The sequence below is a fragment of the Candidatus Cloacimonadota bacterium genome, assembly GCA_028706475.1.
Lineage (GTDB): Bacteria > Cloacimonadota > Cloacimonadia > Cloacimonadales > Cloacimonadaceae > UBA5456.
On the sequence record JAQWBI010000026.1, the window covers coordinates 1 to 26,738 of the forward strand.

21 protein-coding genes are annotated in these 26,738 nt (G+C 44.9%); 11 read left to right on the top strand and 10 right to left on the bottom strand.

What is annotated here, in order from left to right:
• Positions 1–727: 727 nt before the first annotated feature.
• The 10 genes from PHF32_05960 to PHF32_06005 form a co-directional block, all read right to left on the bottom strand.
• Entirely contained in the window at positions 728–1,408 is a 681-nt protein-coding gene (locus tag PHF32_05960) for a class II aldolase/adducin family protein (protein ID MDD4560263.1), read from the bottom strand.
• Entirely contained in the window at positions 1,392–2,933 is a 1,542-nt protein-coding gene (locus PHF32_05965) for an AMP-binding protein (protein ID MDD4560264.1), read from the bottom strand. The genes PHF32_05960 and PHF32_05965 overlap by 17 nt, the downstream gene beginning before the upstream one ends.
• 12 nt (positions 2,934–2,945) lie before the next feature.
• Positions 2,946–3,584, bottom strand: a complete 639-nt coding sequence (locus PHF32_05970; protein ID MDD4560265.1) for a hypothetical protein — start codon at positions 3,582–3,584, stop codon at positions 2,946–2,948.
• Entirely contained in the window at positions 3,581–4,405 is an 825-nt protein-coding gene (locus PHF32_05975) for a hypothetical protein (GenBank protein ID MDD4560266.1), read from the bottom strand. The genes PHF32_05970 and PHF32_05975 overlap by 4 nt, the downstream gene beginning before the upstream one ends.
• Positions 4,402–5,100, bottom strand: coding sequence for a hypothetical protein (locus tag PHF32_05980; protein MDD4560267.1), 699 nt, complete (start codon positions 5,098–5,100; stop codon positions 4,402–4,404). The genes PHF32_05975 and PHF32_05980 overlap by 4 nt, the downstream gene beginning before the upstream one ends.
• Positions 5,097–6,191, bottom strand: coding sequence for a hypothetical protein (locus PHF32_05985; protein MDD4560268.1), 1,095 nt, complete (start codon positions 6,189–6,191; stop codon positions 5,097–5,099). Before PHF32_05985 ends, PHF32_05980 begins: the two co-directional genes overlap by 4 nt.
• 123 nt (positions 6,192–6,314) lie before the next feature.
• On the bottom strand, positions 6,315–7,112 hold the full coding sequence (locus PHF32_05990; GenBank protein MDD4560269.1) for a hypothetical protein: 798 nt from the start codon (positions 7,110–7,112) through the stop codon (positions 6,315–6,317).
• An 11-nt stretch (positions 7,113–7,123) separates the two neighbouring features.
• On the bottom strand, positions 7,124–10,390 hold the full coding sequence (locus PHF32_05995; protein MDD4560270.1) for an ATP-binding cassette domain-containing protein: 3,267 nt from the start codon (positions 10,388–10,390) through the stop codon (positions 7,124–7,126).
• A 146-nt stretch (positions 10,391–10,536) separates the two neighbouring features.
• Positions 10,537–11,856 (bottom strand): LPP20 family lipoprotein, encoded by a 1,320-nt coding sequence (locus PHF32_06000; GenBank protein MDD4560271.1) that lies wholly within the window; start codon positions 11,854–11,856, stop codon positions 10,537–10,539.
• Positions 11,853–13,100, bottom strand: a complete 1,248-nt coding sequence (locus PHF32_06005; protein ID MDD4560272.1) for a CsgG/HfaB family protein — start codon at positions 13,098–13,100, stop codon at positions 11,853–11,855. Before PHF32_06005 ends, PHF32_06000 begins: the two co-directional genes overlap by 4 nt.
• Before the next feature lie 512 nt (positions 13,101–13,612).
• Here PHF32_06005 and prfB point away from each other — a divergent pair.
• The 11 genes from prfB to PHF32_06060 all read left to right on the top strand — a co-directional run bounded on the left by prfB (position 13,613) and on the right by PHF32_06060 (position 26,316).
• Complete coding sequence (gene prfB / locus PHF32_06010; protein MDD4560273.1) at positions 13,613–14,728, top strand: peptide chain release factor 2; 1,116 nt, start codon at positions 13,613–13,615, stop codon at positions 14,726–14,728.
• The gene (locus tag PHF32_06015; protein ID MDD4560274.1) at positions 14,721–15,443 is read left to right on the top strand and encodes an isoprenyl transferase; all 723 of its coding nucleotides are present in this window, start codon (positions 14,721–14,723) and stop codon (positions 15,441–15,443) included. Before prfB ends, PHF32_06015 begins: the two co-directional genes overlap by 8 nt.
• Positions 15,443–16,234: a phosphatidate cytidylyltransferase gene (locus PHF32_06020; protein MDD4560275.1), complete on the top strand. Its 792-nt coding sequence runs from the start codon at positions 15,443–15,445 to the stop codon at positions 16,232–16,234. Before PHF32_06015 ends, PHF32_06020 begins: the two co-directional genes overlap by 1 nt.
• Positions 16,235–16,300: 66 nt before the next feature.
• Complete coding sequence (locus PHF32_06025; protein MDD4560276.1) at positions 16,301–17,980, top strand: chitobiase/beta-hexosaminidase C-terminal domain-containing protein; 1,680 nt, start codon at positions 16,301–16,303, stop codon at positions 17,978–17,980.
• Between the two features lie 3 nt (positions 17,981–17,983).
• On the top strand, positions 17,984–18,871 hold the full coding sequence (locus tag PHF32_06030; protein MDD4560277.1) for a DMT family transporter: 888 nt from the start codon (positions 17,984–17,986) through the stop codon (positions 18,869–18,871).
• On the top strand, positions 18,868–20,196 hold the full coding sequence (locus PHF32_06035; protein MDD4560278.1) for an oligosaccharide flippase family protein: 1,329 nt from the start codon (positions 18,868–18,870) through the stop codon (positions 20,194–20,196). Before PHF32_06030 ends, PHF32_06035 begins: the two co-directional genes overlap by 4 nt.
• 13 nt (positions 20,197–20,209) lie before the next feature.
• Positions 20,210–21,364 (top strand): glycosyltransferase family 4 protein, encoded by a 1,155-nt coding sequence (locus PHF32_06040; protein MDD4560279.1) that lies wholly within the window; start codon positions 20,210–20,212, stop codon positions 21,362–21,364.
• Complete coding sequence (locus PHF32_06045; protein ID MDD4560280.1) at positions 21,354–22,631, top strand: glycosyltransferase; 1,278 nt, start codon at positions 21,354–21,356, stop codon at positions 22,629–22,631. The genes PHF32_06040 and PHF32_06045 overlap by 11 nt, the downstream gene beginning before the upstream one ends.
• Positions 22,632–22,665: 34 nt before the next feature.
• The gene (locus tag PHF32_06050) at positions 22,666–23,676 is read left to right on the top strand and encodes a glycosyltransferase family 9 protein (GenBank protein MDD4560281.1); all 1,011 of its coding nucleotides are present in this window, start codon (positions 22,666–22,668) and stop codon (positions 23,674–23,676) included.
• 533 nt (positions 23,677–24,209) lie between these two features.
• Positions 24,210–25,325 carry a glycosyltransferase gene (locus PHF32_06055; protein MDD4560282.1) on the top strand — a complete coding sequence of 372 codons (1,116 nt, stop codon included), beginning with the start codon at positions 24,210–24,212 and terminating at the stop codon, positions 25,323–25,325.
• A complete protein-coding gene (locus PHF32_06060; protein MDD4560283.1) occupies positions 25,288–26,316 on the top strand; it encodes a Gfo/Idh/MocA family oxidoreductase in 1,029 nt (342 codons plus the stop codon). Before PHF32_06055 ends, PHF32_06060 begins: the two co-directional genes overlap by 38 nt.
• Positions 26,317–26,738: the final 422 nt, after the last annotated feature.

The following is a 26,738-nucleotide window of genomic DNA, read 5'->3' on the forward strand; positions in this document are numbered from 1 at the left end:
TTTTCTGAGCAACAAATTCTCCCGACAAGCTCCTGCTGTAAAGCGGGAAATTTTTGATCAGAAAAAACGGCTGTTGCTGACCCATGTGTCACTCTTCTGCTGGTGTAAATTTCGGGGATAAGGTCAGGCGCGCATCCAGTATCGTAGCATTCCGATGCTACGTTTTTTCCCTCCCCTTTCTTGGGTCTCTACTGTGCTTATTAGCTTAATTTGCATTACTAATCCCTTCCACTTATCTATCCTCTCCCGCACAACCTATCGGTATCTTGAGCACCACTTGAGCGAAGCTTAAGAGCTTCTTTGTGGGATTGTGGCATTCACACGAGCATTCTGAGTCCGTATAGGGTAGAGCGGTGGTTGCTGGAACAGTTATTACCATCTTGGCTCAATTATGGCCTTTGCATCGTCTTGATATGAAGTAGATATCATCGGGTTATCGTCGAGTGGTCACTGCTTGATAACGGCTTGATATCTACTTCATCACAGCTTTAGGTAAGGAGGATGAATAGCACGCAGATCGAACTGATACACGTGGGTTCCTAGAGACGTGCCTACTGAAGTCCTCAAGGGAAAGCATAGAAGCTTTGGTGTGGCAAACTCCGATTTGCCACAGAATCCACAGGATTCTTCTTCAGTCGGCTCGAACCCTCAACGAGGTTCAAAAGCGAAAGCGAGGCGAAGTATTCAACTGCAGCACTGCAGCACCGCAGAACTAATTAACTAAGAACTAAGAACTCTTCTGCGAGCCGTTTAACAGCAATATCCTGGCTGCTTTGGTAACAATCTCCAGATAATCCAAGGCTTCATCCAGATCGTTGGCAAAGGCCAATAGTCCATGTCCAGACCAAATTAGCGCTTTACGGTTTTCCAGAGTTTGCAGGCTTAGCTCGCACAATTCTTGGGAACCAGGAGCTGCCCTGGGAGCAATTGCCACTCCTTCAGGAAGATATAGTGGCAATTCCGGAAGCAATTCGCAGAGTTTACTATTGAGTGAATTAACATCTTTTCCCAGTTCCAGGTTCGATAATGCGATGATCTCCGCAGGATGAGTGTGAAGGATCACCTTAAAGTTGCTATGTTGCATTTGCAGACAGCGATGGCTGATCCATTCACTTGTAGGTATGGCATCTTCCGGGAAGTAGTTATCTTCGGCATCGGAACAGGCTATCAGCATCATGTTTTCCAGGGGATTCAGCGCAGTTTGGCGGTAACGGCTACCGCTTCGGGAGACAATAAACCAGTTCAGTTCGGTAAACATGTGTTGTTTCACGGTTTCGGTTACATCGATGCTCAGGTTTCCGGCATTAGCCTCAGCCCATCCGTAACGATGAATCAAGCCAGCTATGGTGGCAATCTGTTTCAGAGTGTTTTGGAATATGGGGTGTTTTAGGTCACTTATCTGCATCATTTTTATTTGAAATCTTGTCTCGGACGATCTTTTCAACTTCACGGAAGTTCACTTTACCGCTTGCCATCATGGGGATGTCTTCGATTACATAAAACTGTTTGGGAATTGCAATCGAGGGCAATTCCTTCTTTAACTGTTTCAGCACTTTATGCACATCAAAATCACCGTTTGCTACTGCTGCGACCACATCTGCGCCTTTAGTGGGATTGGGAATGTCAACCACACAGCAGATCAGGTCATCGGGCAAGACATCGGTGAGGAGTTCTTCTACTTTTACCAGCGAGACCATCTCACCACCTACTTTAACAAAGCGTTTGAGGCGCCCTTTATGGTATAAATAACCATCATCGTCGATTAAACCAATGTCTCCGGTATCATACCAGCCATTGCGGATTCTGAACGAGGTTTGTTCGATATCGTGTAGATAGCCTTCCATAACCAGATCGCCCTTTACCAGTATCTTCCCTTCTTTATTGGGTCCCAGTATCTTATCTGTGTTTATATCGAGTATCCGCACCTGGGTGTTTGGCACCGGTTTGCCGATGCTGCCGGGCTTGTGATGACCGGGATAGCAGGTGGAGATTACTGGGCTGGTTTCGGTAGTGCCGTATCCTTCCAGGACAGTGAGATTATGCTTTGTAAGGTATCCTTCATAGACCTTTTCCGGAAGTTTGTCCGCTCCGGCAATAGCGATCTTTACAGAAGCAAAATCCCCCGGTTGGGATTTCTGTAGATAGCCATAGAAGAAAGCCGGAGTTGCAGCTATGAAAGTAACCTTATAATCGCGGATGTAATCGCAAACAGTGCGATACTCCAAGGGATTCGGGTAGGTGAGCATACTGGCGCCTATGGTTACTGGAAGCCAGAAATCCACTGTGAGACCGAAGACATGAAACATGGGCAGGATGGATGCGAATACATCACTCTCGTTCAAAGGAATCATGGTGGGGAAGGCATTTACATTGTGCAGGATATTACGGTGGGATAGCTGAACTGCTTTTGGTTCTTTCTCGCTACCACTGGTGAAAAGAATCACGGATATCTCGGAGAGGTCTCCATGATGCACCATGTTTTTGAGGATAAAAAAAGGCAGCTTCGAAACAAGAGCTGCTTTCAACTTTGTGGGCAGGGTGACGCTGGCCAGGATATCCTCCACAAAGATCATGTGGTCGATAGGTGTAAGGCCAAGTTTGTCCAAAAGCTTCTTGCTGGTGATAATTGTTTTAAACTGGCACTTTTCTCTTGCATAGAGGCAATTGTCGATAGCTCCAGTGGCATAGTTTATCATCACAGGTATCTTGCCATTCATCAAGCTGCCCAGGATGGCAAGCATCGCACCTACTCCGGTTGGGAGCAGTATCCCGATGTATTTTCCCCGTATCTTCGCAATGTGTTCCTTTAAGATCAGGCTGGCAATCAGCATTTTGGAGTAAGTATAATCCTGCATAGTGGCTTTGTCGTATACAGCAATCCTGTTGGGAAAACGTTTAGCAGTTTGGATAAAGCGTTGATGTAGTTGTAACATGGTTATCTTTCCTTACTTTATGATGTGAAGCCAATCCATGAGCAGAAATTCCAGACGACCGATGAGCAACGAGATTCTGGCCATTACAGTGTATCCGAATGTGGCACCGAAGCTTACCATCAGAAACCAGATTCCTATCTTGGACGGGACTTTATATATGCCTTCCTGTTTCTTGCTAAAATAAAAGAAATAGACTCCAGTGATTGTACCGATGATTAGTAGTAAATTGCCCGCAATGCCAGAGGTGCTATCGGCTGCAAAAGGATTGATCATCGTTGCGGTCACTTGCTCCAGAATGTCGCTCTTCATATAGCGCAACATGGAAATACCGGCGGTAGTACCGATCATGATTGAGATGGGGTAACGGCTTAACCACTGGGTTTTGGGATGCAAGCGCATCAGCATCATCAAGCCTAAAATGGCGGGGATCAGTAGTACGATGTTTCCGAAAAAGTCGTCAATCAGCTTGGCAAAGAGGTTTGGTACCATTATGGAGTAAATGATGTACACCAGCCAATATGCAGCGGACAGCCCCACAAATACCTGCTCAGAGAATTTGTAGAAAGGATTGTCTTTGTATAGAAAACTAAAAATACTCAGAGTAAAGAAGGCTGCCAGCCAGATTCCTAATACTTGCATTACATGGATCATTGCTGCCTCCCTTTTCTGCTGCGATAGGCTTTGATGTTGCCGATGGCGATGAATACCAGGATCAGTAAGTGAGCTATGGATTGAGCGTCCATCTTGGTGGTGGCGGGACCCAGTCTGCCGATCAGGCTTTCATATTCACTGGCGGCTTTAAGCCCTCCCAGTAGTCCATAGAGCTGGCGCTGTTCATTCACGTAAGGGAAAAATCCCGGAGCGCTGATGGCTGTACAGCCCCCTGTAACAGGCACTTGATAGTTGTCGCGGGCTACCATCATCCATTCTTTGATACCCGGTACTCCGCTGGATAAGGAGCTGATCCAGGCAATATCCTTTAGACGGTGTATGTTTTGTAACATAGGGATGTCCTCAAAAGCAGTATTCTGATTGTCTGAAGGATACACTTCCTTGAGGCTTCTGCCCATGGCTTGGATCGTAACCATTCCGCCTACTTTGTAGCCCAGATTCACGTAGTCTATGCCCCGCTGTTTGTCGGGATAGTATGAGAGCACTTTATCAAAGGCTTGTTCTGCCATCTGAACGCCCATAGGCCACAGCGCAGTGGCTATTACCTTTTGATTCTTAATAAATGCATGTTCAATCATGGCTTCTGCCATCGGTTGCAGCTCGGTCATCGTGGAAGGGTCGTAGTCAAAGGATACAATCACCACTTTGTCTTCAGGTGTTTCTTCGATCAGTCTGTAGACAATGTTGGTGTATTCGGAGACTTCCGTAGTCCAGCCGATGGGGAAGATGAGAGGCAGGGCTACTGCTATGAGCAATACGGTATAGATGATTCTACGTTCCATAACTGCAGAGAGTGTCATTTATCACCCCCTAGATAGCTGCGTTCTATGCCCAAAATGATGCGCAGGGAGCTACCGACAATACCGAGTCCGGCAGAGATCAAGATCGCCCGCTGTGCGGCGGAATTGGGGTATTCCATGATGAAATCCGCCAGATTTGGGATGTGCCAAAAGCTGAGGGATTCGGGAAGCCATCCGGTGAGCATAGTGCCGATGCTGGTGCGGCCGATAATCACGATTACAGCGGTTATCATCAGTAAGTTGGATTCAAGGCTGCGGATGATAAAAGCTCTGTATGCCGCTGATGCAATGAAAAATGCCAAAAGAGAGAACAGCGTGGCCGAGAGCGGCATATAGGCATTTTCGAAGAGATAATCGAAGGGTTTTGCTCCCAACCAGGCGGAAATACCTGATCCATCACCCAATAGACCTGGAGTCTCCTGCATGCCCCACAGGAGTCCAAAGATCAACATCAAAGCGAAGCTGACCAAGCCGGCAAGATGGTACTGCCAATCCGGTAAACGGTTGGCTATCTTGTTGGCATTCATACGGATCAGACTGATCTGACCCAAGAGGATGGCAAAACCTGCGATTATCATAAACCAATTCTCCAAGGTGGAGACGATCTGATTGAAGGGACGATGGGGGATAAACTCGGAAAGGAGAACGATTACTCCTACTATAAAAGCCAGGATAAGCGGTAATGATCTCTTCATGATGCAGCTCCAGCGATGAAGTCCTTGAGAGCGGAGATGCCCAGTATCTGCAGGATTACTCCGATTATTATAAGCAGGATAACCATCAATTTGCCAAAGTCGTGCCCCTTCAGGCTGCCCAGTTGCTGGGGATCTTTGGATAGATATGCGGATGCTGCGAAGAGCTCTTCACCAATGAGAGTATAGTCGCAACTGACAACAAAGAATGGCAATTGGTGAGCTTGAGCGGTTCCAGCAGTCTGTATGGCACCCGTAGCAAAACCGGTCTCGGCCAGTATCAGGGATTCTGCATAAAAAGAGCCCATAAAGAAGTTTGCGGCTGGTTTTTCTCGTAACATGATGCCGTCTATACCTGCGACAAAGCCAAACTGGTCGTCAGTGAGGTAAAACACGTTGTCTGCCTTGTATGCATCTGGTCTTCCCGCTTTGATGTATGCCTCTTTCACTACTTCTTTGGCAGCAGAAAGAACCATTGAGAAACGGCAGGGTACGATTAGCTCGGTGTTGTATTCTGCGCTGCGCTCAGCTAAGTGACTGAGGATGGTAAGGCTGGCAATGGTTTGGATATCGTCCAGATCACTGATTCCCGGCACATATAGAATAGGGCGTCCTTTTTCCGTGGCACGGCCTATAGCTTCTTCCATGCTGTCCAGTCCAGCAATGCGGCGAATGAAGAAGTCCTTGCCCTTTCTGGCGGCATGGATGTAGTAGAGGATAGCGCAGGATAAAACCAACAGCAGCAACAAAAAGCCAAGCTTACGAAAGGCGAACCACTGCTCTACCGTGGTAGCTTCAGTCATCAATACCAGGTTGTCATTGGCAAAATCCGCTGTTAGGCGATATCTGTAAGTTTCGTTTGATTCCAGATTGTTATCCGTAAATGAGCCTTTGGCAAGAGTGGATTTGTGCACATCTACCAGTAGCCCTTCTTCATTAACCCGTTGAATGCTTACTTGACGGGTCATTGGGCTGAGTTCCCAGCTCAGATCCACAGCTCTGCCGTCATCCCAGGGGCTGTCTTGGGCGATAAAGCTGTTGGCACACAATAAACAACTGAAAATCAGTAAAACAAAGACCATACCAAGTCTCATAGGCAGTCTCCTTTAGTTTACAGATCGATGCTTATATCTGATGAATTATGCTTAAAATAGCGTAATCCCGGAATCAGTGATTTGCTGGTTCCGGGATTGCCGCGTTAAAGGATGCATCAGGGTTTATTCTTGAAAAGCCGCCTTGATGGCGTCAGTTTTGGCGATAATCTCAGCAATTTGTTCTTTGGTGTAGGTTGAGTCCAGATCATGATCGATGAGATTCTTCAGCTCTTCGGTAGTGCTTACTGCTTTTATAAAAGCATCTTGCTCTACGATGTACTCAGTCTTGATTTGCTTCAGATTGTTCAGCAAATGATTGAAGGTTCCTTTTTGGGCCAGTACTTTAGTGCGTTCAGCGCTATAGTTCTGGTTTATCAGCCAGGCGATGCGATTTGCGGCTTCGATCCAACCCCCCATCAGCATCAGGGTGTAGTTGTCGAAGTTCTCGCTTTCCCAAAGCTTTATCTCCACTTCTTCTTTATGAGCGTCAAGGGCTTTATCCAGATTGTCCCATTCTTCCTTTTCGATCATGGTCTTCATGTCGTCGCCAAGGCGATTGACCTCACTTTCGAGCCCCAAGAGTTCGGTGAGAGTCATCATCTGAGCAGAGATGTCGCTGAGCTTGCTTTTATTGCGGCCTTTGGTGGCCAAAACTGCATCAGCGGTAAGCAAACCCAGTGAAAAGGCGTTGCGCACTTCTTCCTGCTTGGCTTTGTATGTGGTAGCAGGAACTGCGGCAGCGATATCTTTTACCTGAACCTGATCCAAGGTGCTGTACACTTCTTTGAAGGAAGGCAGCGGAGCAAAAGTGGTTATCTGTTCAGCCATCTCCTGATCTGGGATTTGTCCAGCCTTTTTCTTGCAGGCAAAAGAAAACAGCATCAGGATCAATACCGTTACAATTATCAAACGAGTTTTCATGTTATCACTCCTCAATCTTTAAATAAATACTTTAGTTTTATCCAGGTAATCAAGTTCAAGCCCAAAGCGTAAAACAAGATTACCAGAGCGTTGAAAGTCCAGGTACGATGCCGCTTTTTACCCAGTAGTTTATAACTGGAAAGAAACTCGTTCCTATTACTATTCAAAACTCTGCCATCCATCATGCTTACAGCAGAGTTCAGGTAAGAATTCATGACTTTATTTGGGTCCCATCTCTCGGCGATCCGGGTTTTGGCATAATATATCTCAGAGCGCTTGGTTTGGAACTCGTTATGACTAATGGAAGCACTCCTGTAATTCTGTAAATATGTCAATTCCTTTTTTTGCACCCGCGCTAAAGCTCTGTGGAATTTGGTGTTTTTGGCATAGGAAGTAGTGAGTCCTTCAAAAAGCCAGCGCGAGGGGATTAACTGTACTACTTCTGGCACAGGGTGCTTTTCGTAAAGCTTTAAATTTCTATTCATGCGCTCAAATTCGATAACGGCTCCTCCAAAGATAATCTGAGGAATCAGAACGAGGGGAAGGATATTGATGATTGCGCGATTTTCCTTGATGAAAGTCGAGGTGAGTAAACCCAGTGAGTTTCCTATCAGTGAGGCCAGGAAAAAGTACAGCACGCTGGTAAACGACAGTCCGCGGATGTTCAAGACCAACGCTGCTATAAAGTGATACAGAATGGCTTGAATGAGCCCAAACAGGGCTAAAACGCATAATTTGGACAATTGGTAGCTACTCATCCTCAGATTCATCAGCCGTTCTCTCACGATGATCTTGCGCTCGCTGAGGATCTCTTCGATGGAGTTTGACATACCCAGGAAAATGAAAGCGATGATGGACACAAAGATGTAGATAAAGATATTGTTGTTGTTATGATAAGAATAGCTATCGCTGGTCGTGTGCCTCAGGATAAAGGAGATGATGAGTCCCAAAAGAGGAGCTTCAATGAACGTGATGAGATTGTTGCTTGTATTGCGGATTTTCATGAGAAAACTGCGTGATACAAAGTTCCAAAGACTTATCAGATACGAGCGCGGCCCCAGTCGTTTCTTTAAACGTTTGAAGCCGGCAGTGCTCTGACTGCTATCCGAGGTGTCGCTTTGAATGAGTTCAAACAGCATCTTACGCTTAAACTTGTCTCTCCAATAGTCCGGTGGGAATCTGCGTTTTTGCTGTATCTGTTTTTGGGATTGCTCATACACATGTTCACCTCTGATAGTATATTCAGGGTAAGTGATGATGTCGTAGAAGTAGTCCGAGGTCATTAATTGCCTTTTTCTTTCGATCTCAGCCCGGCGAATAGTCAATTGGCTTAGTTCTTCGTCAAAATAGGGGAAACTCTCCGTGGGATTACCATAGAATGCCAGAACACCGCCCATATCCATCATCAATACCCTGTCAAACTTACGGTAGATACTGCTGTTGGGCTGATGGATGGTAATGATCACGATCTTTCCTTGCACACAGAGTGTGGTCAGGATGTCGATGATTTGCTCGGCATCATTGAACGAAAGCCCGCTGGTAGGTTCGTCGCAGATGATAATGGTAGGTTCAAAGAGCAGTTCCAAGGCAATGTTCAATCGCTTGCGTTCTCCGCCGCTGAGATTCTTCTTTTTGAATTCACCCACGATAGTATCCCGATGATGATTGAGCCCCACCTGGTTCAGGATGTTGTTTACTTTTTGTCTCAATAGAGCCGGTTGGATGTGGGGCATACGCAGACGAATTCTATACCAGAGGTTTTCGTAAACGCTGAGATTGGGATACAGCAGGTCATCCTGAGGTACATAAGCCATGTGTTCCAGGAAGTAGTTGATGTTTGAATAGAGGTTTTTTCCATCGATGGTAATCTGTCCGTAGCTGGGATTGATCTCAGTGGAAAGCACCTTCGTGAGAGTGGATTTACCGCATCCGCTTTGTCCCATAATGGCTATCAATTGTCCTCGTTGAGCCTCAAATGATATAGAATCCAATGCCAACTTGCCATCTGGAAAATAGTGCTTGATGTCGGTTACAGTAATTCTTTCAATCTCAAATGGTGTTTCAATGAGGTCATAGAGGTTGTTGATGCGGAAGTTACGTTTCCCTATGGTAATAATGTCTTTATTTAGATTTATCGGGCTTGCTTCGGTAACCATCTTTCGGTTCACGAAGATGTTGAATCCCTTTTTTGGGGGAAGCACATAATAATTGCCGCCACGCAATTCGATTACCGTAATGCTCTTGTCGCTATCTTCCCGGCTTGTGTTAAAGAAGCCTTTGTCAAAGCGGATATACAGCTTTTGGGGAACATAATCCTCTACACCAATGATGGAACGGTGCTCTATTACCATACCCAGATGGAAGGGTGCGTATCCTCTGATCTGTATGGTATCATCAAAAAAGACATCGTAGCGCCGGCCATGAGACATTTCTTTGCCATTCAGAGCCACAGATCCCCCAGATACCAGGAAGCTGTATGAATTCTGGCTCTTGTGCACAGTGAAATCGTAAGTGCTTTTGCGGAAGACTATGTCATCTTCTTCATCGCGCAGGAAATACATCTTCTCCAGGCAGCTATAAAAGTAATCTCTATCCTTCAGGCTGATATAGCTCTCTTTATTGAGCAGGATTATGGAGTTTACCGCTACGGGATTGCCATTCAGATGTACATTACTGCTGGCAGAGATACTGAGAAACAGATGTTTATCGATGGCATATATGGCACATTCATAGGGATTCAGGCTTTCGTCCCGGAAAGCGACATCCGCTGTAGTACTGGAACCAAAGACCACGTAATCCGAGAATACAGAGTGTCTGATGTGACTAAGGTGATGGCGGCAACTGATGCTGGCAGGACTACTGAGATTGTGCTCGAAATGATCTATGAGAGGTAGGAACTGATCGGTGGAGATATTGAGGCTTTTCCCCAGTTCCATGATCTCCGTAAGCTCCGATATGGCAAAATCTTCTTCGGTCTTTGCCATGATTATCAGGGATTGAATGATGCGAATCTTATCGAAGACGGATAGATGCCGATCCAGATAGGTAAGTACTTCATTGATGTTATAATCGCTGTCAACGATCTGCCTTACATAGGCTTCCCAGGATACGTCCACCTGCGCAAAAAGATTGGTCAACAGCGAGTAGAGGATGTTTATTTCGGTACTGGATATGCGGTTATCGTTCTTTAATATATGCACATAGAGACGCGTGACCATATCGATGGTCTTTTTTAACCGCTCCTGCTCATCGCGTTGAAATGCAGGCCCCCTTAGCATAAAACCATCCTATAGCTTGCTAATCTATGTACGACTATCAAGACACACTCCACAATAATATTTTTAGTATTCTTTAGCGTATATTGCAAACAGTCTCAGTTCCCCTCTGATGTCAAGGGAATTTCTGGTAAGAGCTCGTGTAACATTCACTTTAGGAGGTAGTTGTACAATAGGCGATAGAGCAGGGATTCTCCGATCATGGTAGCAGCATCGCGTTCCGCATTACGTTCGGCTGCTTCACGAGTAGTTGCTCCGCTTTTTAGATTGGTCTGCTCCAGATAGTTGATGGTAGCTCCGCTGTTGGGATCGATCAGGCTCAGGCGTATATCCGCCAGGGAAGTGAAGTACTTCATGTTGTTGATATATTTTCCCGGTTTTGCTTCAATCCTTACTTTTACCAAGTAGTCGGCTTCATCCAGTTTTGCTGCCACTCCTACGTTCAGATTTGCCAATGCTCCGGCAACCGTATCGCGATAGCCTCCTTGAAAGGCTGAAAGATAGGCATAATCAAGGAAAACCTGGGGCTTCATGACTTCGATGACCAATCTGCTCGTATCGAAGCTCAGGCCATCCCAGATCTTCTGAGCAGTTTTGTTATGCAATAGCGATGAATAATGCTCCTTGTTGAAGCTCAGATTCACTGTTTGAAAGGGTTCGTAACTATCTATACGACAGATATTGAAGTTGAATCTACCTTCAGTATTGCTGAATTGGGGATTGGTAAAGTCAATTGCTTCGGATGACGCTTCCAGGGGGATATTGGCCAAGGCCACTCCGCTTTCCCGATTACGAACATAGCCTTCCAAGACAAGACTTTTTTGCGCTTTTGCTACTGCGGACAGGCTTTGTATATTCCATTGATAATTGATAAGCTGTGGCAGGTGATTCAGGCGGGAGTAGATGATGCTCGCCATATTGCCCATAGGGCAGGTAAGATCCATATCCAGATATGCGGCAATCAGATCCAAGGCCGAAAGTAGGTAGGGAAGAGCGATGCCGGGTTGTTCTTCTGCTTCGTCGTATTGCATTAGCAAATCTTGTGCCAGTGTCAGAGCCAGGTCTCGCTGCCTCGCCCTTTCTGCATAGTATTCTGCCTTACTAAGTCTGTACAACACATAATATGTATCCTCGTCCTCATAGCTTTCAACTGGGCTAAGGTTCTTCAGGCTGGCACTGCTGCTACTGCGTATGTTCGATAAGTATTCACTGTTTGAGATGCCCATGATCTCTGTTTCAGACACCCTGGTCTCAGATTCTATGTATGTGCTTATCTGCATGGCGATGTCATTTGCTGCCATATCCCGCGCTAGGTCTTTATAATGTGGCAGGCTGCTCTTTACTTGCACAAAAGCGCTGAAATAGGAGGGATGATAATTCGGTGTATTGATCCAATCCGGCAAGCTTTTAATTGTTGAACATCCTATCAAGCAGATGAGACAGACAAGTAAAATCGCAAGATATCTCATCTCATATATCCCGAAATGTGTTCCGTAAGTTCATCACTCAGGTTTTCCAAAACCGTATGAAGCATTTGCGCTGGCGATGGCGCCAAAGCCTCGGTAGTATTAACCAGCTCTTGTTGCTTCTTGCTAAGGGCACGAGCATCTCCACTTAGCACTTTTCCCCATTTTTCATTGAAAGTATATGTTGGGTTGAAATTCTTGTGTGCCAATATCTTTCCGCTGCTTACCTCAAGTAAAGTGTAGGAAGCAACTACCTGCATGCTGCTATTCATGGTATATTCCGTGAAACTGCAGCTTATCTCCTTTTCTTTGACCTCATTGTCGCTTTCTTCTTCCACGATGCCAGTTTCAGAGATATCTTTACTAATCACGCGGGGAGCGTTGTATGCAATCTGGAGTATTTTTCCGCTCAGGATGGCATTTGCACCCAGCAAGTGTCCGATGGATGCAGTACTGCTTTCTTCAACCAAACCGGAAGCGTTAAATTCCTGTTCGCTGAGCACTTGCTCGATTCTGTCGCGGGTAATGAGTTCAGAGTATTCCATCAAAGATGATTTCTGCAGGAGCTTATCCACGATCATTGCGCTTAGTATCTCAGATGCAGCTCCGTGTTTCTTGCCAAAACCGGACACATCATCAAAAGGCAGGATTGCTACTCGGGTAACGGCGTTTTGGCGGGCGCTTTCATAACGGCTGGCACTATCCAAATAGTTCGGGACAAAGACCATTGCTCTCTTAAAGTGTTCAGCGGCAAGTCGCTGCCCTGTTCTGGACGTATCCATCCTACTCTGGTGTAAGCCTTTTTGATAATACATCTCCGCACACATAGTTTTGGTGTCTGCTATCTGAGCGCTGTAATCGCTGGAGTCGAAGATAAGTGTCATCCCGGTTTCGGGATTGATGATGGCGGGCAGGCTTCGAATGGCATCGCTAAGCTTTTGTAGAGCCATATACTCTACCAGTATGTCTTCCAGATTATCTTGCTCATCCCTGGCTTGCAGGGCTAATAGACGTTCCTTACGTTGAACGATGGCAAGGGGATAGCTTTCTTTCAAAGCAATCTGAGCTTTGCGGTAGTCCGGTTTCAGTTTCAAGGATTCGATAGCGTAGAATGCCGCGGTTTCGTAATTCCCCAACTTGCGCTCATTTTCTGCTTTGGATAGATACTTTTTGTTTCGTGCGCAAGCAGACAGAGCAAGGGCGATACATAGAATACCAAGCCCGACGCGGAATGTAGCGATTTTCATCAAAACCTCTATGATAAGTCAATTTTCTGTTCTGTTTACACAGGAACCTGTCTGATATTAGCTTTCTCTTGTCAAGCCAGAATTTTCCCGCAATGTTTCAGTTGTAGGAAGTCCACAGGCAGAAAGCTTGCCTGATCTGATTGTTTATACTTCCAGAAAAGCTTTATCCCTCAGTGAATCTCGAGTCCCACCCTTCTTCCAAACTCGTGCCAATCGTGATATCATCCCGTTATCATCGAGTGACCACTGGATGATAACAGCTTTATATCCCGTTCAGCAAGGCTTTATTCAAAAGGGAAGAAACAGATGAGGACACTATCCACCAAAGATTTCTGATGAAACTGTTTTCAGATAGTGATATGGGCATACTATCCAGACGATTTGGTTTTCACAAAAAATCAAGTCGATGAGCAGTAGAAAACAGGGAAACTGAAGGAATATTTTCAGTTTGCGCTTGACACAATCGCTTGTGTATCACATTTTGAGTTGAGGCCTATTTTGAAGGATAACTGATGGACTATATTGAATTTAAACGAGAAGCCACAGAACTGATCGACCAAATAAGGGAGATCCGCAAGCTTCTGGATCAGGATAAAAAGAAACAAGAACTGCAAGAACTGGAAAACAGTATGAATGAACCCGGTTTTTGGGAAGATCAAAATATAGCCAAAAAGACCGGTAAACGCGTATCTCAATTGCGCGATGAGATTCAGCACATAGCTGATCTGGAAGCTACCAAAGATGAGCTGGAAACCTATATTAGCTTTCTGGATGAAGATTTTTCCAACGATATGCTGGAAGAAGCCATAGGGAGACTTCCCGCGATTCGGCTCTTTACCGAAAAAGCTGAGATAGAATGCCTTTTGAACGATAAATATGACCACAACGATGCCCTGTTTACCATTCATGCCGGTGCGGGTGGTACTGAAGCACAGGATTGGGCTAATATGCTGCTCCGCATGTACATGCGTTGGGCGGAAGATAGTAAATATGTATTTAACATCATCGACAGTCTGCCCGGGGAAGAAGCTGGCATCAAAAGCGCAACCATAGAGATTTTGGGAAATTTTGCTTATGGCATGCTCAAAAGTGAGATCGGCATCCACCGTCTGGTGCGGATGAGTCCGTTTAATGCCCAGGGGAAACGGCAGACTTCATTTGCTTCGGTATTTGTGTATCCAGAGTTTGATGACGATATTGAGGTAGAGATAGACGCCAAGGACCTCAAGATCGATACCTACAGATCCAGTGGAGCAGGGGGACAGCATGTGAATACCACGGACTCTGCGGTGCGCATCACCCATCTGCCTACAAACATAGTAGTTAGCTGCCAAAATGAACGCTCTCAGATTCAAAACCGCGAAAAAGCCATGGCAATCTTGAAAAGCAGATTGTATCAATATTATGAGGAGCTTAGGGAAGCAGAAAAAAAGAATCAGGAAAACTCCAAATCAGACATTGGATGGGGGAATCAGATCCGCTCTTACGTGTTTCAACCCTATCAGATGGTAAAAGATCACCGCACCAACTTTGAAAGCGGTCAGGTAGATAAGGTAATGGATGGCGATCTGGATCCCTTTATCTATGCCTGGCTGAAGTTGAGCGCAAAATCGAGGATGAATGGCTAAGGATTACAGGAGTCTGCTTCCAAAGCTGGATATGGCACGCTTACCCAAGCATATCGGGATCATTATGGACGGAAATGGCAGATGGGCAAAAAAGCGTATGCAACCGAGGTTGTTTGGGCACAGAGCAGGTGCAAAGGCCATTCGTCAGGTAGTGGAACTGGGAGTGGAGCTAAAACTCCAATTAATAACCTTTTATGCCTTTTCCACCGAGAATTGGGTGCGTCCCAAAGATGAAGTGCAAGGCCTCCTGAAGCTGTTGAAGGAGTATTTGATAGACGAGATTCCGGAGCTAAACGAGCAGAATGTTTATATCGATATCATCGGCTCCACACAAGGCTTGGATCCCAGTTATTTAGCTGAGATCAAAACTTTGGCAGCTAAAACACATAAGAACACTGGGTTGAAGTTAAACATTGCCTTCAATTATGGTGGTCGCATGGAGATCATCGAAGCTATCAAAAAGCTAGATTCACAGCAGATAGCTGAACTATCTCCGGAAAACTTCGGTGATTACCTGTATACAGCAGGTCAGCCCGATCCCGATTTAATTATACGAACAAGCGGAGAATCCAGGCTCTCGAATTTCCTGATCTGGCAGGCATCTTATGCTGAAATCTATGTAACAGACACTTTATGGCCGGATTTTGGCAAATTGGAGTTGCTGCTTGCACTACTGGACTTTCAGGGCAGAAAGCGTAGGTTTGGGGGGGTATGATGATGTCTGAACTAAGTAAAAGAGTGTTGGTTTCTATTTTTTTCATCCCTGTCCTGATCCTAGCTTTGTATTTCGAAGGTATCCCATTGTATCTGATGTTTTTACTGGTCAGCCTGATGGGAAGTCAGGAGTACATCGCCATGATGAGAAAAGCGGGAATTTGCATCCCCTGGTTGTGGGTGATTATCAATCCCTTGCTTTACAGCTTATGGCTCCTTTTCCCAAAGTGGGAGATCGGCCTGCTGCTGACAGCCTTCATCGCCGCGATGCTGGAGGTTATGTTCGATTGGGAAGAGCAAAAAAGTGTACCACGCTTGTTTGCCAATCTGTTCGGTACAGTATATACTGCTCTGATGCCGGCAATGATCGTGAAGATAGCGTTGCTACAGCCAGAATCCAAGATTTTGCTTGCCTTAATACTGATGATCTGGATAGTGGATTCATGTGCCTATTTTGTAGGTATGCGCTTTGGGAAACGTCGTGGAATAACACAAGTTAGCCCCCGGAAAAGCCTTGAAGGTTTTGTGGCTGGACTACTTGCTCCCGCGTTAATTTCATTTATGTTGTATATTGGAAATATCGGCTATTTTACGCCTACGCAGCTTGTGCTCCTAGCGCTGGCAGCAGGCGTGTTCGGTCAGCTTGGAGACCTTTTGGAATCTATGCTCAAAAGGTTTTGTAATGTGAAAGACAGTTCGAAATTGATTCCCGGACACGGAGGAATATTGGATCGTACCGATAGTATCCTCCTTGCCGGAAGCTTTTTGTATACAGCCCTGTTGGCTTTATGACAGGGGTAATGATATGGATTTAAATAAGCAAGGAACAGTGAAATACGTAATTTCATGGAGGAAATTATGAAGAAAACCTTAATGATAGTCCTTTGTCTTGTAGCTGCAGTGACAGTATGGGCACAAGGCCAAGAGACCTTTGCCAACTTTGATTATACTGGCACCAACTACATTGACGGCTCATTCACCGGAGACACCGGTGTGGAATGGAACTATTACGCTGTCACAGGATCTGTGGCGGGCTCAAACGATAATTCAATCGAAGGCCAAGGAATGATATTGAGACGCAGCGAAGCTCCCAGCAGGATCGTTTCTTCCAGTATACCCGGCGGTATCGGAAACTTCTCGGTTCAGATGCGTAAAGCTTATACCAGTGCCGGAGACAGACAGATTGCTCTGTACATCAACGATCTCCTGGTAGCAGAATCTGAGCCCTTTGGCGGTACTTCCGGTGCTGACCCAACTGTTTACGATTTCGTAGTGAATGGCGTGAATGTGCCTGGTGATTTTGTGATGGAAATCCGGAACATCCAGGGTGGAACTTCCAATCGTCAGGTGACAATCGATAACATCGAATGGACAGCTTATGGCAGCGGACAACAGTTTGTAGCCAATCCTACTTTTAATCCTCCTGCAGGACATTATGACCAACCTATCAATGTTACCTTATCCACAACTACCGAAGGCGCAAGTATTTATTATACTATCGATGGTAGTGAACCAACTCAGTCTTCCACACTGTTCAGCACACCTATCAACGTGTCTGAGCCTACAACAATCAAGGCCAGAGGATATGCTGAAGGTTATGAGCCCAGCGCTATTGTGTCCGCAGTTTACGGTTTTGTGGTTCCCATCAATAACCTTACCGAATTGAGAGCTCAGACTGCCGATAATAGCACTGTCTATAAAATTACCAATGATGTATTTCTTACATACAAGAGATCCTCTCGTAATCAAAAGTATGTGCAGGATCATGATGCTGCAGTGCTGATCGATGACACCGCTGGTGCCATTACCACAAACTATGAGATCGGCGATGCGATCACAGGTCTTACCGGAAAACTGAGCATGTATTTTGAGACCTTGCAATTCATCCCAACTCAAGATCCCGGACCTGCTACCAGCACTAACAACTGGATCCATATCCCCACTGTTACCATTGGCGATTTGAATGCAGATATTGGCACAAATAGCTACCAGTCACGTTTGGTTTACATCGACAATGTAAACTTCACAGAAGGTAGCGGAAACTTCGCCAGCGGCCAGAACTATACTATTACTGATGGCACTGGCAATCTCACCTTCCGCACCGCTTTTTCAGAAGCCGATTACATCGATACTCTGATTCCTACCGGTACATTTAGCCTGAACGGTTTGGTTGGTCACTATCAGGAAACCGCTCAGATCACTCCCAGAAACCTTTCTGACTTCAATCCCACCTCAAACGAAGATCCCTTGCAGGTTCCCGCACAAGTGGCTTTGATTGGTAACTATCCGAACCCCTTCAATCCTGAAACCACTATTCAATTCCAGATGGAAAAACCAGCTCCTGCCATCATCGATATCTTCAATCAGAAAGGTCAGCTAGTGAAGAGTTATGATGTCCAACAGACAAATGCCGGGGTAAATAGCTTGGTATGGAATGGTTTGGATAACAGCGGTTCAGCCGTGTCCAGCGGTGTGTACTTCTTCCGTCTGAGATCCGGAAGCTACAGTTCCACCAAGAAAATGGTCTTAATGAAATAAACCTTGAACATCAAGAGTAACCTGTACAGTCTGATAGCGATATGTATATGGTCTTCTCTGGAACTCGCCGGAAAGCTATTAGGAGAAGGGATTTCACCCTTTGCCATTACAGCATGGCGATTTCTCATCGGAGGGGCCGTAATACTCCCTTTTGCTATCCTGCAGGGAACTCGGAATAAAGTAAAATTAAATATTGGCAGCATATTGACTCTCGGCGCTTTGGGAATCCTGAACGTCGTAGTCAGTATGCTGCTTTTACAATTGGCAATCTATTATGGGAAGGCATCGCTCACGGCGATAATAGTGAGCATGAATCCTCTGTTTGTGAGCTTGTTTGCCTATCTGATCTTATCTGAGCGTCTTAGCAGTTATCACATCTTTAGCATTCTGATGGGAGTAGTTGGGTTGATCATCATCATTATGGGCGAGCGGGACTATACCAGCAGCAACTTTGTGCATCTGCCCACGGGTGTATTCTTTGCGATCCTGGCAGCGATTACCTTTGCGCTTTATACTGTGCTCACCAAAAAGGCGATCCAAAAATACGGCAATCGCATCACGAATTGCGCATCATTTTTGATCGGCGGCATCAGTCTCAGTATCATCAATGCTGTGATCGGTAAAAGCATGCGCTTCGATCCAACGCTTACGAATCTCAGCTTGATGCTTTACTTGGGGATTGTTATAACGGGAGTGGCATATCTCTTTTATTTCGAGGCGATGAAGACCCTCACTGCCGCCAGAGCATCGATTTACTTTTTCCTCAAGCCGGCAATAGCATCGTTTCTGGCGTTTCTGTTTCTGGGAGAGCATCTCAGTTGGATTCAGATAATGGGGATTGTGTTGATTATGCTGGCTCTCAGTCGCCGTTTTTGGCTGAAACGGATATGACTCAAATCAATCTAAAGAAGAATATCATCACCAGCGGTAGCTTTCGGCTATTGATTATGGTGGTTTCTTTTTTCACCAGTGTTATGTCTGCCAGATACCTTGGTGTGGAGATCAAAGGCAGATATAGCTATCTGATCACTATGACTGGCTTCGCTTGGGCAACATTGGATTTGGGAGTATATCGGAGCATACCGTATTTGATCCGAAAGTTCCCGGAAAAGGTCCATGAGGTATTCAGCTTTTCCTTGTTCATGTTTATTATGGAAAATATTCTGCTGGGCTTCTTTGGGCTTCTGTTCATCGATTTCTGGAGCGGATTTCTGAGCTTTGAATTAAGTAGGACTGCAGCCTTGTTCCTGATTGCAATTATTACTACTACAAAGTTTGCTATGCAATTACAATCTCTCCAGGTGGGCATGGACAAGATATGGAGTTATTCCATAGCCAGGGTCCTGAGTACTGCGTTCATCGCGTTTTTGTTGATGATAGCCCTGCTATTCTTTGGGAACGCGAACAAACTCCTCTTTATGCTTGCTATTATGATTGGTTCTCAGGGTGTGATAATCGGATACTTCCTGGGTACCATCAAGTGCAAACCAATCAGGTTCCGATTTGACCCATCTTTGCTGAAACTAATCTATACCTACAGTTTCCGAGTATTTGTGTCCTCTCTTTTGGTGTCGTTACTGATTCGCTTTGACATCATTCTGATCAAGAAAGCTTTAGGTTTCGAGCATGTAGGGATCTACTCCATAGCTGCGAACATCATTGATGTTATGCAGATTGTATCTAACAGCGTAGGTAGCTTGCTGCTGGTTAAGCTTACTGATAGTGCTTCCCTCGAAGAAAAATGGCACATCATGCGCAAGCTTCTCATTGTTTTTACTATTATCCTGGGTATTGCCAATCTTGGTTTTGTCTTCCTGGGTAGATTCTTTTTAGGAGTATTCTATGGCTTGGATTTTCTGCCCGTATATGGAGTTTATTTGTGGCTGATACCGGCCAGCTTCAGTCTTTCCTTTGGTTCTTTATTCAATAACTACCTGAATAGCAAGGGATTTCCTATTATCAGCATAGTTTTTCCAGCTATAGCTTTATTGATAAACATATCGTTGAATCTACTCCTGATCCCGGTCCGGGGAATATGTGGAGCTGCTTTTGCCACCAGTATCGCTTATACTATGTGGTTTGTCTTGATCGTGATTTACGAACATTTTACAACCGGAAAGAGACTGGCCTCTTATCTGGTACCTCGTAAATCAGATTTTGTAGAGATCAGAGACTATTTGGTCTCCCTGGTGCCTTTCAGAAAGCTCAAATCGTAATGTAATCAACATTATGAAGCTACTCATTGTTACAGACCTTTATCCTGACCAGTCCAATCCTGTCGGAGGCATCTTTGTAAAACACCAAGTGCTTGAGCTACAGAAGCATTATGATGTTTATGTATTTGCTACGCATATGCTTGATGGCACATCGAAAATGAGCTTAAGTAGAGTTCCCGAGGGAGAGTATCATCACTATTTCAAGATGTTTCGACCGCTGTTTTTCCTGAACACCATCAAGTACAGGATTCTTGTGATTCCTCGTTTGAAAAGAGTGATCCGTACATTCAAGCCGGATTTGATCCATGTACATGACTGCAGGCACGTTCCGGAGCTAGTGAACCTGGCTCCATTTCTGCGAAAGACAGGAATTCCACATTACTTAACTGTGCATAACATAATTACTCATCCGAGCAACATCAGGAATCCACTACTGCGAAAGATATACCGTATTCTTTTACCAATTACCTACAGAGGTTGGAAGCACATATTTTGTGTAAATAGGAACCTCTCCAGACAGATTGATGACATTGCCTCCACTAGCAGTACTAGCGTGATTGGGAACGCAATAGTCCAATTCAGCCACGTCACGGATTCGTTCATCGACAAGGTTTCATGCTTTATCAGAGGAGCCGATTTGAAGATCATCAGTGTGGGAAACCTTAAATATACCAAAGGATTTGATCTCTTGATCAAAGCAATAGCAGGTATAGTTCGGGAAGGGAAAGACATTCGTTTGGCCATATTCGGTGAGGGAGATCAGAGAGCACATCTGGACAGTTTGATCATGGAACACGGATTGCTGAATAAAGTTTGTTGTTTTGGTAGTGTGGAAAACACTCTACTTAGAAATCTCTACCCTCTGTTTGATGCCTTTATACTCCCAAGTTTTAGCGAGACCTTTGGAGTAGTGTATCTGGAAGCTATGGCTGCCGGGATAGTGACTGTGGGAGTAAGGGGTCAGGGTATCGACGGAGTCATCGTTCACGGGAAAAATGGCCTTCTAGTCGAACCTATGCGTGTAGATAGTATAGAGAACCAAATCCGCTGGATCATGGCATATCCTTCGGCAGCACGTATTCTCGGAGAAGCGGGGAAGTTGCTTGTAGAGCGGGATTATCGTATTGATCAGTTATGCGCAAGTATTCGGAGAGTGTATGAAGCATGACGATCGCATCCTGATGATCATCAATGAGTTTCCTCCCACAGGTGAGAGTGGGGTCCAAAGACCTCTGAAGTTCCTGAAGTATTTGGATCGCGCAGGATGGGAATGTTGGGTTATTACTCCCAAGAAGCCGCCTAAGAACGTTATTGACCAATCCCTTTGTGAGGATATTCCCACAAAAGCACACATAATCAAGACTCATAGCTGGGGATTGACTGCCTCCGCAACCGATAAAGTGGCTGATCTTCGCGCCAAGACAGCAAAGAAACAGAGCTCCCTAAAACGTCTGATATGGTATGTTCTCAAACTGATTAACGACATCATTTTCCCAATTGACAAGCAGATCGGTTGGACTCCATTTGCCCTCTATGCAGCTATCAGAACGATCCGCAAGCACCGTCTGCGCAATGTGTATATCACCGGCTTCCCCTTCTCTGCTCTGTTGATCGGAATTCCGTTAAAATGCATATTCAGGGACAAGATATTCTGGGTTGCGGATTATCGTGACGCATGGCAATTTGAGCCTCTCTTTGAGCACAACGTACTGCCGTTTCGCTATGCCATTATACGCAGATGTGACGATATGGTGTTAAGAACCTGTGACCGTATTCTCTTTGTAACAGATTATATAAGGCACAGATACCAAAATCACTTCTCCTGGATCGAGGACAAGGCTGTAGTGATTACCAATGGTTTTGATGATGACGATTTTGGACAAGTCCCTGCCTATAAGTTCGATAAGTTTACTTTCGTATATATGGGCAAGATATATGGACATATAAGAAATCCTCTCCCATTACTGCGAGCAATCTCAAAGCTGGAGATTCCAGATTATCAGTATATTCATATCGGAACCATAGCTAAAGAAGTGCTGGAGGAGATTGAGAGTATGAAGCTGCCTTTTTTCCAGTTCTGGGGTTATAAAATGCATCAGGAAGCCATAACCTACGCTGCTGGGGCAGATATTAACATCTTGATAAACAACAACGATACGGAATCAACAGGAGTCTTAACCGGAAAGATCTTCGAGCTTATCAAGATCGGTAAGCCAATTCTGGCAGTAGGGCCTCCGCATGGTATTGTGAAGGATCTTTTGGAACAGACTAATACAGGTGCTTATGCATATATTGAAGATGAAGAAGATATCATGGCAGCAATCAATAAACTACTGACTGAAAGCATGAAACATGTAAATACGGATATCATTGATTCTTATTCTCGCAAGGAACTTACAAAGAGGCTGATTGAGGTCTTTCATCATGGCAGATAGATACCTGATTGTCCATACATGGGGTATTGGAGATATGATTCTCCTTACACCGGTTTTGGAGCTGATTTATCATTTTTTACCGGATGTCAGGTTTGACTTTGCTGTGTTTCAAAGCAGCTCCATGCTGCCGATAAGAAATGCCCCCTATACTTCAGAGGTTTATCAATGCTCATATAAAGCATCCAAGCTATTGCCGATGATAGCCTATTTAAGACGTAAGAAGTACGATTATTGCATTACTACATCTGGGATTAGTGCTATAAAAGCAGGTTTGTTTGCATGGTCGATAAAGGCAAGATGCCGTATCGGAGATTATCAAAGCAAACCCAATCACTTATATACTTCTCAGATTCCTTTTATCGTTACCAGGCATAGAACCTGGGCAAATTACGAAATCTTCAAGCTGATTTTTCCACTACCTGAAGCTGAAGCCTTCAGACAAAATCCTCTTTGTAGCAGACTATTCAGGACCCGCTATTATAGTAAGGTATCCGCATCAGCAGAGGCCAAAGCCTTTTTCTCTAGCTACTTTGATGAAACAGACTTTGTAGTAGCCATTCATCCCGGTTGCACTGCCAAGAATAAGTATCGCAGGTGGAATTTGGACTACTTTGTGGATCTGGTGAGCATCCTAAACACAGATTATCCGGCATTGAAGTTCTATGTCATTGCAGGACCTGATGAACTGGAAGAGAGTATTGCTTTAAGCAAGCGTATAACAGCTCCATGCTTGAGTGGAGTCAGCCTGGATGTCGTGTATGAGACCTTAAAACTAAGCCAGATGATCATAAATACTGATTCCGGAATCGGTCATATCGCATCTTGTCATCAGCTTCCAAGCTTTGTGATCTTTGGACCAGGTGATGAGCGACAGACTGCACCTTTTAATCCTCAAGCAAACATTATCCGTTCAGATACGCCATGTGCTCCCTGTGTCCAACGCAAAAGAACTGCATGCTCTACGGACTGCCTTAGGAACTTGAAGCCAAAGATGGTAGCAGATATCATAACAGCCTACGTTACAGAGAGTAAACTAAGTATATGAGACTTGAGTTTCTTCCATACGCTACTGTTCAGGTTCATGCGTGTACAAATGCACTTGAGCATCATACTCAAGACCCCAAGCACTCCTCTTATAGTGGAGAAGTCATATGGTACTCAAAGATATTTCCTTGTTTGCTTTATTGTAATACTAATAGTTGAACACATGGATGCCATCAGACATATGACGGTAACTGACTGCTCAATAAACGTCAAATTGCTTGACAGTACCAAGGCAGGAATATGTATTGATCTAAATGGTGTAAATCTGATGAAGGATGCAGTAGACGCTTGCCATGAGATCCTGCGAAACTTGCTGGTTACAAATGTTACCGCAAAATAGGTGTCACTTATGGAATTGATGTGGAAGGCTGAACCACATAGGAATATTCGGATTTGCCGATTACTATTGGATATGGAGACACTTTGAAAATCCTATTCTTAAGTTCACGCATTCCTTACCCTCCTGATAGGGGAGATAAGGTGCGGACTCTAGTCTTGCTTCGACAGCTGTCCAGTATGGGAGAGCTGCACTTAGTGTCTCTAGTAGATGTCAAACAGGATAAAGATGCCATTCAAGCGATGAAAGAGGAATTTCTCCATAGCTATTTTATCTCTCATTCAAAGTATCTGGCCTTGACAAATATAGCCCGAAATGTCTTCAAGAACTTGCCTTTCCAGGTTGCTTATTATCGCAATAAGAAGCTGTTTAACCTGATAGAAGAATTGGCAGAACAGCATAGATTTGATCTCGTATATACTCATCTTATCCGCATGGTTCCGTATGCCAGAATGCTTAGAGACTCCAAAGTAATTCTGGATTATACTGATTGCATCTCTCTGGAGTACAACCGCAGTTTGAGTCACCTTAGAGGTATCAGAAAGCTGTTTTTCAAAGTAGAGGCAGCTCGCACAGCCAAATACGAAGAGCGCGTGGCAAATCTCTTTGCGGAAAACTGGGTGATATCTCCTGTTGACATTCAAAAGCTGGGTCTGAAGGATCATCATCGAAGTGTGGTGCTGCCAAACCAAGTGTATATCCCACCTTTGCACGAAGATACCGGACTGAAGATGCGTCTGATCTTCACAGGAAACATGAGTGTTGCCCACAATATTGTAGCAGCTCAAAATGTATGCAAAAAGATCATGCCGGCGCTATTACATGAGTTTCCCCAGTTGGAATTTGTGATCGTAGGAGCCGCACCTGTCCCGGAGATCAAGCTTTTACATGGAGTAAACAATACCAAAGTGTTGGGATATGTGGAAGACCTCTATCAGGCATTGATGGATAGTGATATCTTCATAGCACCGATGTATTTCAGCGCTGGTATTCAAAACAAAGCTCTGGAAGCGATGGCTTGCGGTATTCCCGTGATCACGACCCCCAATGTGGCGCAAAGCCTGGATGCTCACGATGAAGTGGAACTGATGATTGCGGAAGATAATCATGGCTTTGTAACCAAGGCTGCATATCTGCTGAAAAACGATGTTGCCAGAGCTCAGATCGGCAAATCGGGCCGGGCACTGGTACAAAAGAAGTACTCACCAGAAGCGATCAGTAAGCTGATAACCGAACGCGTAGATAAAATAATTCATTCAAAAAGGAGTAGTGGCGATGCAAAAAGTGAAACTGGGCCTGATAGGCTGCGGTAGAATTTCAAAGAATCATCTGGATGCGATCTCGCAAATCCCTGAAGCAGAATTCGTTGCGGTTTGTGATTGTGTCCCCGAAAGAGCGCAACAAGTTGCACAAGAGCATGGCATCAAGAATGTCTATACTGACCATCATGAGATGCTGAAGAACGAAAAAATGGACTTAGTGTCTATTTGTACTCCCAGTGGGATGCATCCGGACATGGGAGTGGATGTGGCAAAAGCAAAAGTGAATGTCCTCACCGAAAAACCTATGGCGATCAATATCGAGACTGCAGATAAACTGATCAGAGCTTGTGATGAGAACCATGTAAGGCTTTTTGTAGTGAAGCAAAACCGTCTCAATAGCACGATGCAGCTCCTAAAAAGAGCGGTAGATAAAAACCGCTTTGGCAGGATCTACATGGCCCAGGCAAATGTGTTCTGGCAACGTCCCCAATCCTATTATGACGCTGCCAAATGGCGCGGTACATGGGAGTTTGACGGCGGGGCTTACATGAACCAGGCCAGTCACTATGTAGATGCCATTTATTGGCTTTTGGGCAATGTGGATAGCGTATCTGCCTTCACTGCCACAATGGCACGAAAGATCGAAGCGGAAGATACCGGAAGTGCCATCCTGCATTTTAGAAGCGGTATTATTGCCACCATAAACGTGACTATGCTTACATATCCCAAAAACTTCGAAGGCTCCATCACGATCATCGGTGAAAAGGGCATCGTAAAAGTAGGTGGAGTAGCAGTTAACAAGATCGAGAAATGGGAATTTGAAGATTATGATGATGATGATCGCATTGCTATGGACACAAACTACACTCCGCCAAACGTTTATGGCTTCGGTCACAATCCCTACTACCGCAACGTGGTAGATGTACTGCTTGGGAAAGCCGAGCCTTCCACCGATGGACGAGATGGCAGAAAGTCGGTTGAGATCATCCAGGCTATTTACCGTTCTGCCAAGACGGGAAAGAAAGTCTCTCTGCCTTTGTAATAAAGCATTTCTGATAATTGCCCGATTCTCTGGAATCGGGCTTTATTGTTTGCCCAGAAAACTGCTGTTTTTCTACTGAGCATAATTTGGGAGAACGGACTCAAGTTAACTGCTTCCCATCTGCATCACTCTGCTCCATTGGGTATCGAAGCTGATATCAAGCCGTTATCATCGAGTGGACATAGGACGATAACAGTATTATATCTAGATCAACATGGCATAATCGATAATGAAAGGATTGCGATTGCGGATTGTCTTAAAAGTTTGTCTTAAAAGTGTCCAAAAGTGTCTTAAAAGTGAGTGGTAACCCTTTAAAGTATACAGGGTCATTGATGATAAGATAGTCATTTCTGAAGGCATCGCAAAGGATGGGAGGGAAGATGAGTTTCATTGGTTTTAAACACTTGTTATCCATATAGATA